This window comes from Castellaniella sp. (assembly GCF_034675845.1).
In the GTDB taxonomy this organism is placed as follows: domain Bacteria; phylum Pseudomonadota; class Gammaproteobacteria; order Burkholderiales; family Burkholderiaceae_B; genus Castellaniella.
Genome location: NZ_JAUCCU010000001.1, coordinates 514958 through 530235, shown reverse-complemented (window position 1 = coordinate 530235; position 15278 = coordinate 514958). Strand labels below are relative to the sequence as shown.

The following is a 15278-nucleotide window of genomic DNA, read 5'->3' as shown; positions in this document are numbered from 1 at the left end:
GGGAAGGCGTGAGCCTTCCCGTTTTTTTATGGCTTTTTATGCGGGGTGGGGAGTGTCGGGAATGTTTTGGTCTGTGTGACCGGACAGGGCTGCGCTGAGGCTATAGAGCGGTTCGAAGGATTCCGCCTGAGCCATGGGCCAGGAAGTACGGAAAATCGTATTGCGGAACTTGCCTGCCAGCAGTTCGCCTTTTTGCAGGTCGGGATACAGGGCCGAGAGCACACGGACCTCGCCGTTGGCCAGCCGCCGGGCGATGTGGTGGGGACGCAGGTCGGAGGGGTGTTGCAGTCCGGCTGCGCCCAGGAGTTCACCCAGGGCCTTGAGAGTATTGGCGTGATAGTTGGCCACCCGCACGGACTTGTCGGTCACGACCAGGGCCTTTTGGCGTTCTGGATCTTGGGTGGTCACCCCGGTGGGGCAGCGGCCCGTGTGACAGGCCTGGGCCTGGATGCAGCCGATGGCAAACATATAGGCCCGGGCGCTGTTGCACCAGTCGGCTCCCAGCGCCATGATATGGGCCATGTCGAAGGCGCTGATGACCTTGCCGGAAGCGCCCAGGCGGATTTTTTCGCGCAGACCGATGCCCACTAGCGTGTTGTGTACCAGCCGCAGTCCTTCGCGCAACGGGGTGCCGACATGATCGACGAATTCGATGGGGGCGGCACCTGTGCCGCCTTCTGCGCCATCGACCACGATGAAGTCCGGCGTAATGCCGGTCGCCAGCATGGCCTTGGCGATGGCAAACCATTCCCAGGGGTGGCCGATGCACAGCTTGAAACCGATGGGCTTGCCGCCGGACAATTCGCGCAATTGCGCGATAAATTTCATCAGGCCGATGGGGCTGTCAAATGCACTGTGGCTGGATGGCGAGATGCAGTCTTTGCCTGCAGGTACGCCCCGGGCCGCCGCAATTTCCGGGGTGACTTTCGGGGCGGGCAGCACACCGCCGTGGCCGGGCTTGGCCCCCTGCGAGAGCTTGATTTCGATCATGCGGATGTTGTCCCGGCGGGCCATTTCGGCAAAGCGCTCGGGCGAGAAACTGCCGTCTGGCTGGCGGCAGCCGAAATAGCCCGATCCGATGTTCCAGATCAGGCTGCCGCCGTGTTCCAGGTGGTAGGTGCTGACCCCGCCTTCGCCGGTGTCATGGGCAAAATTGCCCAGAGCCGCGCCTTTGTTCAGGGCACGCACTGCATTGGCTGACAGGGCGCCAAAGCTCATGGCGGAAATGTTGAAGACCGACAGATCCACGGGCTGAGTGCAGTCCGGCCCTCCGACGGTGATGCGGAAATCCGTGTTCTGGATATGTTTGGGCACCATGGCGTGATTGATCCATTGGTAGCTTTGATCGTAGACGTCGCCCTGGGTGCCAAAGGGGCGTTGGTCCATTTGCTGTTTTGCGCGTTGATAGACCAGAGACCGATCCACCCGGGAGAACGGCATTTTCAGGGTGTCGTCTTCGAAGAAGTACTGGCGGACCTCCGGGCGCACGTATTCGAATAGAAATCGCAGGTTGCCGATGACTGGGTAGTTGCGGCGGATGGCATGGTGGGTCTGATTCAGGTCGTAGACCCCCAGAGCGGATAGCGCGAGAAACAACAAACAGGGCAGCCACCAGGCCGCGCTGAACAGCATTGCCAGCAAGGCGCATAGCAGGGTCAGGCCGACGACCACATGGAAAGCGGTGTGGCGCGTGAGTAATTGAGGCATGGGGTATCCCGTCCAGAGTCAGGCAAAGCTGATACCTTAGCAGACTGGGGCAGGTCGGCATGCCTGCCCCCATCAGGGAAAATCCCAGGCGGTGCTTTTGGCTGCAAGCTTTAGCGGCGCCGACCTACCAAGGATCCCAAAATTCCGCGCACCAGTTGATTGGCGGCATTGCGCATCATGCTTTTTGCGACCGATTGGACCATGCCCTCGCGGCGCCCGCCGCGGGGGCCGACCGAGCCGAACAGGAAGTCGCTGAGGATTCCTCCGCCGCCCTCGTTGTTGCTGCCCTGGGCGGTTTTCTGGTCCTGGATGCCGGTGCCGGTTTGGGCACGCTGCAGCAGAATTTCGTAAGCGGATTCGCGATCCAGAGTCTGGTCGTATTTGCCGCCCAACAGAGAGGCGGCCTGCAGTGCCTGGCGTTCAGTATCTGTGGCCGGGCCGATACGGCTGCCGGGGGCAGCCATCCAGACGCGCTGGGTGGGGCTGGGCTGACCCTTGGCGTCCAGCAGAGATACCAGGGCCTCGCCCACGGCCAGCTCGGTGATGGCGGACTCGATGTCCAGGGTGGGGTTGGGCCGCATGGTCTGGGCGGCTGTCCGTACCGCTTTCTGGTCGCGGGGTGTAAAGGCGCGCAAGGCGTGCTGTACGCGGTGGCCCAATTGCCCCAGCACAGTATCAGGGATATCGCTGGGGTTTTGTGTGATGAAGTACACCCCGACGCCTTTGGAGCGGATCAGGCGCACGACCTGCTCGATTTTCTCTAGCAGCGCTTTGGGGGCGTCCTTGAACAGCAAATGGGCTTCATCAAAGAAAAACACAAACTTTGGTTTTTCCAGGTCACCGACTTCGGGCAGGCGTTCGTAGAGGTCAGCCAGCATCCATAGCAGGAATACGCCATAGAGCCGGGGAGCTTGCATCAGACGGTCAGCGGCCAGGATATTGATCATGCCCCGGCCTTGGGCATCGGTGCGCAACCAATCAAATACATCCAGCATGGGCTCGCCGAAAAACTGCTCGGCGCCTTCGGTTTCCAGGCGCAGCAGGCTGCGTTGGATAGCGCCGATAGAGGCCGTGGATACCTGGCCGTAGCGGGTGCGCAGCTCTGCGGTGTGTTCGCCCAGATACTGCAGCATGCTGCGCAAATCTTTTAGGTCGAGCACCATCATGCCTTCGTCGTCGGCCACGCGAAAAGCAATATTGAGCACGCCTTCCTGGGTGTCGTTGAGTTCCAGCATACGCGCCAGCAGCATGGGTCCCAGGTCGGAAACCGTGGCCCGAATCGGATGGCCCTGCTGAGCAAAAATATCCCAAAGCGTGGTGGGGCAGGCGCCCCAGACAGGCTCGGGCAGACCAAGGCTTTGCAGGCGCTTATTGAGTTTCTCGGAGGGGATGCCCGCCTGTGAAATACCGCTGAGATCGCCTTTGACATCGGCCATGAAGACTGGGGTGCCGATGCGCGAAAAGGCCTCGGCCAGCACCTGCAGGGTGATGGTCTTGCCTGTGCCGGTGGCCCCGGTGATGCAGCCGTGTCGATTGGCCATTTGCGGCAGCAGAGCGGCTTGGGTATCCGAGTTGCGGGCGATGATCAGCGGCGTGGTCATGAGCGATCCTGGGCAGTCTTCAAGGAGTAAAGGAAATCAGGATACCTGAATGTGGGGCTGGCCTGCAGACAGGTGGCCGATGCGGGCGGCCTGGGTGAAGCCGTCGGCCTGTAGCAATGCCATGACTTGATCGCCGATGTCCGGGTGGCAGGCGATCAGCAGACCCCCAGAGGTCTGTGGATCGGTCAGCAGGGCCTGGGCCTCGGGAGGCAGAGTGGCGTCCAAGGTGACCCCTGCTTGGCAGGCTGTCCAGTTACGGGCGGATGCCCCGGTCAGGATGCCGTCACGCACCAGTGCGGGGACGTCGGGCAGCCAGGGCAAAGCCGCATAATCGATCTGCGCCTGCAGGCCAGAGCCCCGGCACATTTCCAGGGTATGGCCCAGCAGGCCAAAGCCTGTAATGTCCGTCAGGGCGTGTACGGCATCCAGGGCGGCCAGCTGTGCGCCTGGGGTGTTCAGGCGCGTGGTGCTGTCTATCATGGCTTGATAGCCAGCGGCGTTTAATCGGTCTTTTTTTAGGGCGGCCGACAGCACGCCCACCCCCAGGGCTTTGCTGAGGATCAGGAGGTCGCCTGCCTGGGCCTGGTCATTGCGCTTGATGTGGTCGGGATGGGCCAGCCCCATGACCGCCAGGCCATAGATGGGTTCGACTGAGTCGATAGAATGGCCGCCGGCAATGGGGATGCCTGCCGCCTGGCAGACCGCAGCGCCACCCGCCAAAATAGCGCTGATGGTGTCGTGCGGCAGGGTTTTTAGCGGCATGCCCACCAGGGCCAATGCCATGATGGGGCGCCCGCCCATGGCGTAGATATCCGACAGGGCGTTAGTGGCGGCAATGCGTCCGAAGTCGTGTGGGTCGTCCACGATGGGCATGAAGAAATCCGTGGTGGCGATCAGGGCTTGTTCGTCGTTCAGGCGATAGACTGCCGCATCATCCGAGGACTGAGTACCCACCATCAGATCAGGAAATGGCCCGATCGGCAGGGTGTTGTGCATCAGCTTGGCCAGTACATCCGGGGCGATCTTGCAGCCGCAGCCGCCGCCATGGGATAGGGATGTCAGTCTGGGAATCGTGGTGTTGCTCATTCAGATCTCCGAAGGCACGGTTGGGATGAAGTTCGCCGCGCCATATGTCAGGATATTAAGGCTACTGGCTGGGCGTCAGGCCCAGCTGCGCCAGCAGGCGCACGGCCTGGCCCTGGCCATCGCTGGCCGTGGGGTCGAAATCAAATTGGATGGCCTGGCCCAGTTGGCTGTAATGCCCCTGGCTGCTGCGGCGATAGGCCGGGTCGTAGTGTTCACACACCAGGGCTTCGAACAGTTCGGTTCGCCGGTCCTGCTGGATCAGCGCTTGCCAGTCGAGAATGGTCTGGCGGCTATGCAGGCCCACCAGGCGTGACAGGGTCTGGCCAAAGTCGTCCGGAGTCTGGAATAGATGCGCGTAATCCTGCAGTAAAAATCCGATGCGCTGTGGCAGGCTGGCTTGCACCCGCACGCAGCGTCCGGCGTACATGCGGTGCAGCAACTGGTCGGGCAGGCTGATTTGACCGATACGGCGGCTCTCGGCTTCGACAAAAACGGGGCGCTCAGGGTCCAGCGCGTCCAGGGCCTGAAACAGGACGGACTCGAAGCCGCGCTGGCTGGGTTGGGGCTGATCGGGCAAGGCTCCCAGCAAAGAGCCGCGATGGCAGGCCAGCCCTTCCAGATCCAGCGTCTGGGCGCCAGCCTGGTTCAGGGCCTGCAGCAATCGGGTCTTGCCCGAGCCTGTCGGGCCGGTCAGCACCACGAATTGCAGCTTGTCGGGGCGCATGGCCAGTTGATCGATGACGTGGCGCCGCCAGGTCTTGTAGCCGCCATCCAGTTGCCGCGCCCGCCAGCCGATCAGGTTGAACCAGGTCGTCATGGCGCCGGAGCGCTTGCCGCCACGCCAGCAATAGATCAAGGGTCGCCAATTACGGGGCCGGTCGGAAAACAGGGTTTCCAGATAGTCGGCGATGTGGCGTGCCACCAGGGCTGCCCCCAGGCGCGTGGCCTGGTAGGCGGATTCCTGGGCGTACATGGTGCCAATCCGGACGCGTTCTTCGTTGCTGAGCACCGGGGCATTGAGGGCGCCGGGGAGATGGTCATCAGTAAACTCAGCCGGGGTGCGGACGTCGATGATTTCATCGAATTGGGCGAGCGTATCCAGGCCGCAGCGAAATGCGCCGGGTGGGTGGGCTGTTTGAGTCATGTCGGAATTGTACGGCTGGGAGATGACCGTTGGGCCATTGTGGCCTGGGTTTTCCGGGAGATGGTGGGTGCTGAGGGGTTCGAACCCCCGACCTACGCCGTGTAAAGGCGCCGCTCTACCAACTGAGCTAAGCACCCGGATGATTTTGCCCGAACCAGTTATACGTCCCGGCAAAGTCAGGGCGCAATTATATCTGGGCCGACGGTGTTGGGCAAATCAGGCGATTGTGCCGGATTTTAAAAAAGCCACCCGAAGGTGGCTGTGCCAGGGATGGGGATTAGTTCACTGCATCCTTCAAGGCTTTGCCTGGGCGGAATTTTGGCACGCGGGCTTTTTTGATTTTAATGGCCTCGCCGGTGCGCGGGTTGCGCCCGGTACGGGCAGCGCGTTCGGAGACGGCGAAGGTGCCAAAGCCAACCAGGGTGACCGAGTCCTTTTTCTTCAGGGTGGTCTTGACGGCACCGATGAAGGCTTCCAGGGCGCGACCCACGTCGGCCTTGGAGAGATCGGTCTTGGAGGAAATATGCTCGATCAGCTCGGTTTTGTTCATTAAAAATTACCCCTGAAGGTTATTGTCTGTTTGGTGGTTAAGCCGTATTAGGCCTTTGAATGGCCTTTGCTGTCAAGAGAAAAGCGCTGGAGATCCGCGTGTTTCCTGACGCTTCTAATATTGTCGGACAGTTGCCGGAAGGGGGATTTTAACCGTTTGCCAAGGCGCTGGCGAAGTCTTGCAGCAGATCGGACGGATCTTCGATCCCCACGGAAATTCGCAGAAAGCCATCGGGTATGCCCATCAGGGCGCGGCGCTCGGGGCCCATTTCGTAATAAATCGTGTGTGCGGCCGGCAAGATCAGCGTGCGGTTGTCCCCCAGATGCGTCGCCAGTGCAGCGACCTGCAGGCGGTTCAGGCAGGCGAACACATCGACCTCCGGCTTCAGGACTACCCCCAGCAGCCCTCCGTAGTGCGGGCCGAAGAAATCCGTGGCCCGCTGGTGCTGGGGGTGGCTGGCCAGACCGGGGTACTGGACGCGCTCGACCAGGGGCTGGGTTTCCAGGAACTGGGCCAGCGCCAGGGCGTTGCTGCAAATGCGGTCCATGCGCAGGCCCAGTGTTTCGGCACCGACCGCCAGCCGGTGAGCGATGTCGGAGGACAGGGTGCCACCCATGTCGCGCAGGCCCTTTTTCTTGATTTGCAGCAATCCCCATGTGTGGGAGTCGTCCTTGCGGTATTGTGCGTAAATGTGGGGGAAATCCGCCCAGTCGTACAGGCCAGTCTGGGTGACGGCCCCCCCCAGCGCATTGCCGTGGCCGCCGATATGCTTGGACAAGGAGTTGACCACCAGCGAGGCGCCAAAATCCCGGCTGGGCCGCAGGTAGGGCGACGACAGGGTGCTGTCCACCACGTAGACGAGTTTATGCGCCTGGCATAGATCGCCAATCGCTTTCAGGTCCGCCACCTGGGTGCCGGGGTTTGCGATGGTTTCGACAAACACCATCCGGGTGTTGGAGCGTAAAGCCGCCTGCACCTGGGCCACATCCGTGGCATCCACCAGGGTCAACTCTACCCCGAAGGATTCCAGCGTCATCAGCAGGCTGTTGGTGTTGCCGAATATATATTTGCTGGCGACCAGATGATCGCCTTGGCGCAAGAGGGCAAAAAACACCGCATTCAGGGCCGCCATGCCAGTGGCAAAGGCCAGTGTGCCGATGCCGCGCTCCATGGTGTTGACCTGGGCTTCGAGGGCCGCCGTGGTGGGCGTGCCGGTGCGGGCATAGGTATAGCCCTTCTGGCGGTTCTGAAACACGGCTGCCAGTTCGTGGGCGTCGCGGTAGGTGTATTCGGTCGAGGGGTGGATGGCGGCGTGCACGGCACCGTGCGTGGTGTCGGCCCGGTGGCCGAAGTGGACAGTTTGTGTGGTGAAACCTGGCTCGGACATGAAAGTGGCAGCAGATAGGAGAAAACTAGGATTATGCACCCGGGCGGGCTTTTGCTTTGCGCATGCCTATATGTCTAAAAGTGCTTAAGCGTGCTTCGGCAGGCCGCGCAAGAGGATCAGGGTTTGGTGCGTTGGCGCACGGTCTCGTACAGGCAGACGGCGCTGGCCACGCTGACGTTCAGGCTCTCGACCGACCCCAGCATGGGGATGGAGACAAGTTCGTCACAGGTTTCACGGGTCAGGCGGCGCATACCTTCGCCCTCGGCACCCATGACCCAGGCCATGGCGCGCTGGGCGTCCACCTGGTGCAGGCTGTGGCTGGCACTGTCGTCGGTGCCCACTAGCCAGATGTCGCGTTCCCGCAGGGATCGCAGTGTGCGGGCCAGATTGGTCACCATCAGGTAGGGCACTGTGTCGGCTGCGCCGCAGGCCACGCGCTGCACGGTGGTGTTCAGGCCCACCGCGCGGTCCTTCGGGGCGATCACGGCATGTACCCCGGCGGCGTCGGCGGTGCGCAGACAAGCGCCCAGGTTATGTGGATCGGTGACGCCGTCGAGCACCAGCAGTAGCGCTGGTTCCTGGCGGTCTTCCAGTACATCCAGGACCTCGTCGACGGCAATGGCCAGAGGGCGTGCCTGGGCCAGGGCCACGATGCCTTGGTGGCGCACGCCTCGGGCCAGGCCCTCCAGACGTTGCGCGTCGGCGGCGTGCCAGCGGACATTGGCGGATTCCAACTGCTGGATGCAGCGCTGCATGCGGGCGTCTTGCCGGGTAGTGTCCAGGTACACATCCCGGATGGAGTCGGGGGCATGGCGCAAGCGGGCCTGTACGGCATGAAAACCGGCCAGAATTTGTTGGGAAGACATGGTTTTCCTGTGTGGCAAAATCGGGGAGTGGGGCGTCCTGTGGGCGCAGGACGCATGGTGGTTGGCCTATGAAGGTCAGGAGCGTCGCTTGCGAGGTGCAGCCTGGCGGGTGGCTCGTTTGATTTCGGCGCGGCGCTGTCGGGCTGTCGTGCCACGTAGGGCTGCGGGCTTGGTGCTGGCGGCCTTTTTGTGGGGACGGGACTCGGTGCTGCGTGGTTCGCCTTCGATGTCGGCCTGCAGGGTCTTGTAGTCTTCGCCGCGGACTGGGCGGAAGTCGATCCGTCGGGCTTCGAGGTCTACGCGTGAAACCTGAACCTGCAGTGCGTCGCCCAACTGATAACGGAACCCGGAGCGTTCGCCGCGGAGTTCGTGCAGGGCTTCGTTGAACTGAAAGTAGTCGCCGCCTAGCTCGGAAATGTGAACTAGACCTTCGACGTAGAGTGTGTCCAGGGTGACGAAGACGCCAAAACTGGTGACGCCAGTGATGTGACCGCTAAAGACCTCGCCCACGTGTTCACGCACAAACCAGCATTTCAGCCAGGCCTGTACGTCGCGCGAGGCGTCGTCGGCGCGGCGTTCGCGTGCTGACAGCAAGGCGCCCAGGGCATCCCAGGCATCGTGTTCACGGATTTTGGCGGGCAGGGTGGGATCGGCCATGTCACCTGGCAGGGTGGGTGGCTGGTAGGGCGCCTTGTGCAAAATACCACGGATGACGCGGTGCATCAGCAGATCCGGATAGCGCCGGATGGGCGAGGTGAAATGCGCGTAGTGATCATAGGACAGCCCGAAATGGCCGGTTTGCTCGGGGCTGTAGATGGCCTGCTGCATGGAGCGCAGACACATGGTCTGGATGGCGTCGAAGTCGGGCCGGGCACGGCTGATCTGGATCAGCTTGGCGTAGTCGGCGGTCTGGGGGTCATCGCCGCCGTCCAGCGTCAGTCCCAGCAGGCGCAGAGATTCGCGCAGGGCCTGGAGTTTTTCCGGGGTGGGGCCATCGTGTACCCGAAACAGGGCCTGGCGCTTGTTGCGCACGACGAAATCTGCGGCGCAGGTATTGGCCGCCAGCATGCATTCTTCAATGAGTTTATGGGCGTCGTTGCGCACATAGGGTTCGATTTTTTCGATGCGCCCGAGAGGATTGCAGACGATGCGGGTCTCTACCGTGTCGAAATCAATGGCCCCGCGCTTGCGGCGAGCTTGTGCGAAAGACTGAAAAAGCTCGTAGGCGGTCTGCACGTGTGGGTACAGGTCGCCGAGATTCTGGGCGGCGGGGCCGGTGGGCTGCTGCAAGGCGGCCCAGATGTCGGTGTAGGTGGTGCGGGCGTGTGAATGGATGACGGCTTCGTAGAATTGATAGGCCGTTACTGTGCCGGATTTTGTGCCGCCAGCCGGGATCATCATGTCGCAGACCATCACCAGGCGATCAACGCCCGGATTCAGTGAACAGACGCCATTGGACAGGGCTTCGGGCAGCATGGGGATGACCCGGCGCGGGAAATAAACGCTGGTGCCGCGGTCGATGGCGTCTTCGTCCAGGGCGCTGTTGGGCTGTACATAGTGGCTGACGTCGGCAATCGCCACCAGCAGTCGCCAGCCGGGGCGGGCGCGTGTGGCGGTGCCCAGGTCGGCGGCCATGCAAAAGACGGCATCGTCGAAATCGCGTGCGTCCTCGCCGTCTATGGTGATGAAGGGGATGTCGCGCAGGTCGATGCGCCCGGCGTATTCGCCGTCCTGCACATGATCAGGCAGGCTTTCCAGTTGGCGCAGCGTGGCGGCTGAGAAGTCAACCGGCACATCGAATTTGCGCACGGCGATCTCGATCTCCATGCCGGGGTCGTCGATCTCGCCCAGGACCTCGATGACGCGGCCCAGGGGTTGAATATGGCTGGCGGGCTGGCGCAGGATCTGCACCACGACCACCTGGCCGGGTTCGGCACCGCCCGTGTCGGCGGGGGAAATCAGGATATCGAGCTTGATACGCTGGTCTTCGGGGGCAACGACGAAGGTGCCATGTTCTTTCAGGAAGCGGCCGACGAGCTTTACCGTGCGGCGTTCCAGGACCTCGACGATGACGGCCTCGGGGCGGCCCCGGTATTCGCCGTTGGGTTTGACCCGCACCCGGTCGCCGTGCAGGACTTTGGCCATTTCGTGTGGCGACAGAAACAGGTCACGGCTGCCGTCATTTGGGATCAGAAAACCGAAGCCATCGCGGTGCCCTTGGATGATCCCGTCGATAAAGTTGGTGTTGTCGCAAATTTGCAACCTTCCCTGGGCATTAAAACGCACCTGGCCGTCGCGCTCCATGGCTTTGATGCGGCGGATGAATCCGGTCGATAGGGGGATTGAAGCCTGCGTGATATCGGCCAGGGCCTCGGGGGACAAGGGTTTTCCTGCCTGGCGCAGCATCGACAGCACTTGTTCGCGGCTGGGGATGTTAGGGTCGAAATCAGAGGGTTGATCGGTCGTCGGCACCGGAGAAGCGTCGCGGTTATTGTCGTTGTTGGTTCGCTTTTTCAAAGGCTGTTTGCATCCAAAAAAAATGTATTGTATAGTTCTGTCTTCGCTGAGGCGGCGCACAAAAAATGCGGCGGATTCAACGAAAGCAATAGCATACACGTTATGCCGTGCCCAGGTGGCGGAATTGGTAGACGCGCATGGTTCAGGTCCATGTGCCGCAAGGTGTGGAGGTTCGAGTCCTCTCCTGGGCACCACTTCTTTTATAAAGAAGTCCAATTCAGTACGATGTCTACTGACATCAGAAAAAGCGAAACCCGCGTAGACATTGTCTTGCGGGTTTTTTGCTGTTTGTGTGCTCGCATAGACGCTGCGCTCAAAGCTGCTCGACCCATTGTCTTCAGATGCTGATTTGGGTATCTTTGGTTCAATATGGGTTTTGCGCGAAGATCGCTGCCTGTGTCACCAAAGGAGGATTCATGCGCCAACTCCCCGTCACCCCTTTCACGTCCGTCGAATTATGCGCAGGCGCAGGAGGACAGGCTTTGGGGCTTGAACAGGGTGGTTTTGGTCATTCTGCCTTGATTGAAATTGAACCGGCAGCTTGTCAGACTTTGCGGCTAAATCGCCCTGAGTGGAACGTCATCGAAGGTGACATCAAGACATTTGATGGCAGACCCTATCAAGGCGTTGATTTGGTAGCTGGAGGTGTTCCGTGTCCACCATTCTCGAAGGCTGGCAAGCAACTGGGTGATCAGGACGAGCGCGATTTATTTCCTGAAGCCATCCGTCTGGTTGACGAAATCCGGCCTCGGGCAGTCATGCTGGAAAATGTCAGGGGATTGTTGGATGCTGTGTTCGAGGATTATCGCTGCAAGGTTGAAAATCAGCTGAAAAAGCTCGGTTATGTCCCTGGATGGCGGCTGCATAATGCTTCAGATTATGGGGTGTCACAACTGCGCCCCAGGGTTATTTTCGTCGGTATTCGCAAGGATTTGGCGGATCACTTCTCTTGGCCTGATCCGTTGGGCATTCAACCGCCTACGGTGGGTGAGTTGCTGCGCGATTTGATGGCGGAAAACGGCTGGCGCGGTGTAAATCGCTGGGTCGAGCAGGCAAATGCGATTGCCCCTACCTTGGTGGGCGGCTCTAAGAAACATGGGGGTCCAGACCTGGGGCCGACCCGGGCGAAGCGCGCCTGGGCTGCGCTTGGGGTGGATGGGATGGGTCTTTGGGATGCTGCGCCGGGACCAGATTTTGAAGGCATGCCGCGCCTGACTACGCGGATGACCGCACGAATTCAAGGCTTTCCGGATGCGTGGCAGATATTCGGGCGAAAAACCGCCGCCTATCGTCAGATTGGCAACGCCTTTCCCCCTCCGGTAGCCGCCGCAGTGGCTCGGCAGCTGTCGATTGCACTGGGCGCAAAACGTATTTTCAGGGTGGCTTGATGACTGAAACGGCGCATTTTTTGCTGGCGCGTAAGCGTTTTCATGCCAATCTTCTAAAGTCTATCCTGACCATCAATGCAGCTGGTGTCGTCAGCAATGCGGACAGTAGCAACAGGGCAAGCAAGGCAATTGCTCAGGGCATTGCCGAACGCCTGCAGGCGGAAACCATAAGCGAACGGAGCGCAGGCCAGACAGCTGGTGATAAATTCGAAAGCGTCTGTGCTGAATTCATACAGGAAACCTTCACGCACTTGAATCATCTTCGGCCCGGATCTTGGGATGTGCATCAGGTGTCCAGTCGCAATCGCCTGGAAATTGCCCGATACGAGCAATACGCGCATTTGATTGCATTGGATAATGCAGCCAAAAAAGACCCTGAATTAGCAGCAGCCCTGGGCAGTGATTACACGATTACCCCTGATATCGTGGTGGTGCGCCAGCTGGAAGAAGACGAGGCGGTCAACGCGCAAGGCCAGTTGGTCGATATGGGGGTTTCCACCTTGGCCAGTCTGCGCAGGAACAACGGTGGGAAACCTCTGTTGCATGCCAGTATTTCGTGCAAGTGGACCATTCGCAGCGATCGGGCACAGAATTCCCGATCCGAAGCATTGAATCTGATGCGCAACCGCAAGGGACATTTGCCCCATATCATGGCGGTCACGGCAGAACCCACCCCCAGCCGATTGGCTTCCATTGCGCTGGGGACCGGTGATATTGACTGTGTCTACCATTTTGCCCTGTATGAGCTGCAAGACACGATCCGAAGCTTAGGGATGGATGACGCTGAAGACTTGCTGCGCGTCATGGTAGACGGCAGGCGGCTTAAGGATATTTCCGACCTGCCGCTGGATCTGGCCGTTTGAACCGGTTTATTCAGACGGTAGGATGATCAGGTTCTGTCCTTCGGGGGTGGTCAGTTGTTGGGTGTTTTTCTGCCGTTTGGCAGCCTTGCCCTGGCCCACTGTGATGCGCACAGATACGGCCTGCTGCTGACCGTTTTGACGGATGAAAATATTCAGATACTGCCGCCCTTCGGCCAGGGTGCGCAGAGTGGGGCTGTCTGACGCCAAGCCATCCTGGTTGGTATGCAGCACGGTGTGGCTGGTGGATTCCAGCTGCAGACCGGGGTCGGTGGTGTAGCGCACTTCCAGGGCGGTATTGGCCGGTCCCTTGAAGTTCAGGGCGATGCTGGTACTGCTCCCTAGCGCCAGACTGGTTTCGTAGGCACGTTCGACTTTGACCATAGCGCCTGATTTGCTGCTTATTTGGGCCAGCGCCCCAGGGGCGTGGCTCAGGCCAAGCCCGAGGACCATGGCAAAGGCCAGTATTGTTGTCTTCATTTTGGTCCTTAGTGTTGTTTGCTTAACAGCAGGTTGGTGCAGCCGTTGATGACTTCGGAGGCCAGCTGTCCCACATAGGTGCCTGTCGCCAATTGGAAATCGATGGTCAAAGTGTCGGGGCTTGGGTTGGCGGTGCTGCTTTCAGGGATGATCTGGCCCCCGTCCTGTAGCTGAAACTCGGTCGACTCGTCTTCGGTTTGTATAGTTAGCCGATACGTGCCTGCTTGTGGGATGCGGATGCGCAATAGCGCCCGATTGCCCAATTTATTGTATTCGCCATAGGTTTCGCTCAGGCAGAATCCAATCGGGGCCCCAGGGTTCAGATCGCGGTAGATGGGCAGGATGATGTCGCGCATGTCGGGACGAAGATTATCCGGGTAGTACTGGTGCGTTCCCCAGATATCCAAGGCGTTGCCCGAGATGACCTGGATAGCCTGCAAGGATTGGTCGATCAGGGCCTGAGCGTCGGCGGGTGCGCTGGCCCGCAGGTACGTGGCAAAGGAAAACAGGCTGGTCAGGGCGGGGGTGGTTTTTTGCGGGCCAACCAGGGCCCCATAGATCGGGGCCAGGCCGATGCTAGGGGATTTATACCACTGGTACAAGGTGTATTGGATCGCATCTTCGCTGAACCAGCCTGCATCGGCTGTGTCCAGTGTATCCAGATCCAGCACCATGCCGATGCTTTGCCGGGGACCAGAGGTATCCACATACAAGGGGTCGTCGCGAACTATGCCTGCCAGTGCGTTGCCAAATCCTTCGCCAAAGGCGACGGTCATGTTCAGGCGGTCGCCGCTGGTATGGCTACCGCCGATGGAATCTGATCGGGAGGCATAGTTTTCCAGGTAATGTCCCCATTCGTGCACAATGACCCCGGTGTCGTATTCATCGGTATCGACATCGGCTTTGCCCAGGATATACAGGCCTGGCTGGTCAGACATATGGTTGAAGTGGCTGGTGCCGATTTCACCGAGCGCAACGTCACCCTCTGCAGGCTGGTTTTCTGGGCTCCAGTAGATGTTCAGGGGATGTAGCTGCACATCGGGGTCGACGCTGCGAATTTTTTCGATGGCGGTATAGACCTGATCCAGGATGGCAAAAGGCGCGGCTGCCCGGACGCGTTGTCCATAGCCGTCTTGGCCTGCCCAGCCGGAAGCCGCATGTAAATTATGCGTTTGTGGGGTTTCGCCGCTATCGAAGGCGGGGCCTTCGAGGGCGTAAAAGGCAGCCTGGTTATCGGCGAATCCGGCCGACGTATTGTCGCGCACGGCAAAATCCCAGCTAGGCTGTCCGGTTTGCACGATTTGGCTGATGGCGCGCAGCCGTACCTGTGTATTTTTGGGGACGCTGAGGCTGAATCCCCCCTGGGCATCGGTGGTGGCCGTGGCCAGGGTGTCGCCTGCGGAGTCCACTGCTTTCACGAGCACCCCGCGCACGGGTTTGGCCTGGGTTTGGTCGTAGTCCAGGGTTGCAGATTCGTAGCCTTCCTGGATGGCGGGGACAGCAGGGACGAAATCATAGCTGACCTGTCCACTGAGGCTGATGTTTGGTCCCGGTGGCGGGGTAGGGTCTGGGGGGGCGGCAGAGTCTCCGCCGGATCCGCTGTCGCAGGCCCCCAGCAGCGCCATTAGTGGCACAGCCATCAGAGCGATGAGGCGTCGGTTTATCAGGCGCATAGGATTCCTGGTTGGAGGA

12 protein-coding genes and 2 tRNA genes are annotated in these 15278 nt (G+C 60.4%); 3 read left to right on the top strand and 11 right to left on the bottom strand.

The features are described 5' to 3' along the window. Nucleotides 1–36: 36 nt before the first annotated feature. The 9 genes from VDP81_RS02585 to rnr form a co-directional block, all read right to left on the bottom strand. Entirely contained in the window at nucleotides 37–1707 is a 1671-nt protein-coding gene (locus VDP81_RS02585; protein WP_323011435.1) for an FMN-binding glutamate synthase family protein, read from the bottom strand. 110 nt (nucleotides 1708–1817) lie between these two features. Beyond that, on the bottom strand, nucleotides 1818–3308 hold the full coding sequence (locus VDP81_RS02580) for a DUF853 domain-containing protein (RefSeq protein ID WP_323011434.1): 1491 nt from the start codon (nucleotides 3306–3308) through the stop codon (nucleotides 1818–1820). Nucleotides 3309–3344: 36 nt separating this feature from the next. Beyond that, nucleotides 3345–4394, bottom strand: coding sequence for a selenide, water dikinase SelD (selD, locus tag VDP81_RS02575; protein WP_323011433.1), 1050 nt, complete (start codon nucleotides 4392–4394; stop codon nucleotides 3345–3347). Nucleotides 4395–4455: 61 nt separating this feature from the next. Further along, a complete protein-coding gene (mnmH, locus tag VDP81_RS02570; protein ID WP_323011432.1) occupies nucleotides 4456–5538 on the bottom strand; it encodes a tRNA 2-selenouridine(34) synthase MnmH in 1083 nt (360 codons plus the stop codon). A 61-nt stretch (nucleotides 5539–5599) separates the two neighbouring features. Next, nucleotides 5600–5675 (bottom strand) — tRNA-Val (locus tag VDP81_RS02565). 140 nt (nucleotides 5676–5815) lie between these two features. Next, on the bottom strand, nucleotides 5816–6088 hold the full coding sequence (locus VDP81_RS02560; RefSeq protein ID WP_322994561.1) for an HU family DNA-binding protein: 273 nt from the start codon (nucleotides 6086–6088) through the stop codon (nucleotides 5816–5818). Nucleotides 6089–6236: 148 nt separating this feature from the next. Next, nucleotides 6237–7475 (bottom strand): cystathionine gamma-synthase family protein, encoded by a 1239-nt coding sequence (locus VDP81_RS02555; RefSeq protein ID WP_323011431.1) that lies wholly within the window; start codon nucleotides 7473–7475, stop codon nucleotides 6237–6239. A 116-nt stretch (nucleotides 7476–7591) separates the two neighbouring features. Next, complete coding sequence (gene rlmB / locus VDP81_RS02550; RefSeq protein WP_322994563.1) at nucleotides 7592–8341, bottom strand: 23S rRNA (guanosine(2251)-2'-O)-methyltransferase RlmB; 750 nt, start codon at nucleotides 8339–8341, stop codon at nucleotides 7592–7594. Between the two features lie 75 nt (nucleotides 8342–8416). Continuing rightward, nucleotides 8417–10858, bottom strand: a complete 2442-nt coding sequence (rnr, locus tag VDP81_RS02545; RefSeq protein ID WP_323011430.1) for a ribonuclease R — start codon at nucleotides 10856–10858, stop codon at nucleotides 8417–8419. Between the two features lie 109 nt (nucleotides 10859–10967). Between rnr and VDP81_RS02540 the strand changes: the two genes are divergently transcribed. From VDP81_RS02540 to VDP81_RS02530, 3 genes are all read left to right on the top strand, one after another. Further along, nucleotides 10968–11052: transfer RNA gene (locus VDP81_RS02540), tRNA-Leu, on the top strand. 222 nt (nucleotides 11053–11274) lie between these two features. Then, nucleotides 11275–12246 carry a DNA cytosine methyltransferase gene (locus tag VDP81_RS02535; protein ID WP_323011429.1) on the top strand — a complete coding sequence of 324 codons (972 nt, stop codon included), beginning with the start codon at nucleotides 11275–11277 and terminating at the stop codon, nucleotides 12244–12246. Continuing rightward, nucleotides 12246–13109 (top strand): NgoMIV family type II restriction endonuclease, encoded by an 864-nt coding sequence (locus VDP81_RS02530; protein WP_323011428.1) that lies wholly within the window; start codon nucleotides 12246–12248, stop codon nucleotides 13107–13109. The genes VDP81_RS02535 and VDP81_RS02530 overlap by 1 nt, the downstream gene beginning before the upstream one ends. A gap of 6 nt (nucleotides 13110–13115) precedes the next feature. Here the strand turns inward: VDP81_RS02530 and VDP81_RS02525 are convergent, their stop codons facing one another. Then, nucleotides 13116–13586 carry a hypothetical protein gene (locus VDP81_RS02525; protein ID WP_322994567.1) on the bottom strand — a complete coding sequence of 157 codons (471 nt, stop codon included), beginning with the start codon at nucleotides 13584–13586 and terminating at the stop codon, nucleotides 13116–13118. Nucleotides 13587–13594: 8 nt separating this feature from the next. Beyond that, a complete protein-coding gene (locus VDP81_RS02520) occupies nucleotides 13595–15259 on the bottom strand; it encodes a hypothetical protein (protein WP_323011427.1) in 1665 nt (554 codons plus the stop codon). Between the last annotated feature and the right edge of the window lie 19 nt (nucleotides 15260–15278).

Coding starts and splice junctions, on each gene's coding strand:
- VDP81_RS02535 (WP_323011429.1), top strand. CDS start 11,275: ATGCGCCAACTCCCCGTCACCCCTTTCACGTCCGTCGAATTATGCGCA.
- mnmH (WP_323011432.1), bottom strand. CDS start 5,538: ATGACTCAAACAGCCCACCCACCCGGCGCATTTCGCTGCGGCCTGGAT.
- VDP81_RS02585 (WP_323011435.1), bottom strand. CDS start 1,707: ATGCCTCAATTACTCACGCGCCACACCGCTTTCCATGTGGTCGTCGGC.
- VDP81_RS02555 (WP_323011431.1), bottom strand. CDS start 7,475: ATGTCCGAGCCAGGTTTCACCACACAAACTGTCCACTTCGGCCACCGG.
- VDP81_RS02520 (WP_323011427.1), bottom strand. CDS start 15,259: ATGCGCCTGATAAACCGACGCCTCATCGCTCTGATGGCTGTGCCACTA.
- VDP81_RS02580 (WP_323011434.1), bottom strand. CDS start 3,308: ATGACCACGCCGCTGATCATCGCCCGCAACTCGGATACCCAAGCCGCT.
- VDP81_RS02525 (WP_322994567.1), bottom strand. CDS start 13,586: ATGAAGACAACAATACTGGCCTTTGCCATGGTCCTCGGGCTTGGCCTG.
- VDP81_RS02530 (WP_323011428.1), top strand. CDS start 12,246: ATGACTGAAACGGCGCATTTTTTGCTGGCGCGTAAGCGTTTTCATGCC.
- VDP81_RS02560 (WP_322994561.1), bottom strand. CDS start 6,088: ATGAACAAAACCGAGCTGATCGAGCATATTTCCTCCAAGACCGATCTC.
- selD (WP_323011433.1), bottom strand. CDS start 4,394: ATGAGCAACACCACGATTCCCAGACTGACATCCCTATCCCATGGCGGC.
- rlmB (WP_322994563.1), bottom strand. CDS start 8,341: ATGTCTTCCCAACAAATTCTGGCCGGTTTTCATGCCGTACAGGCCCGC.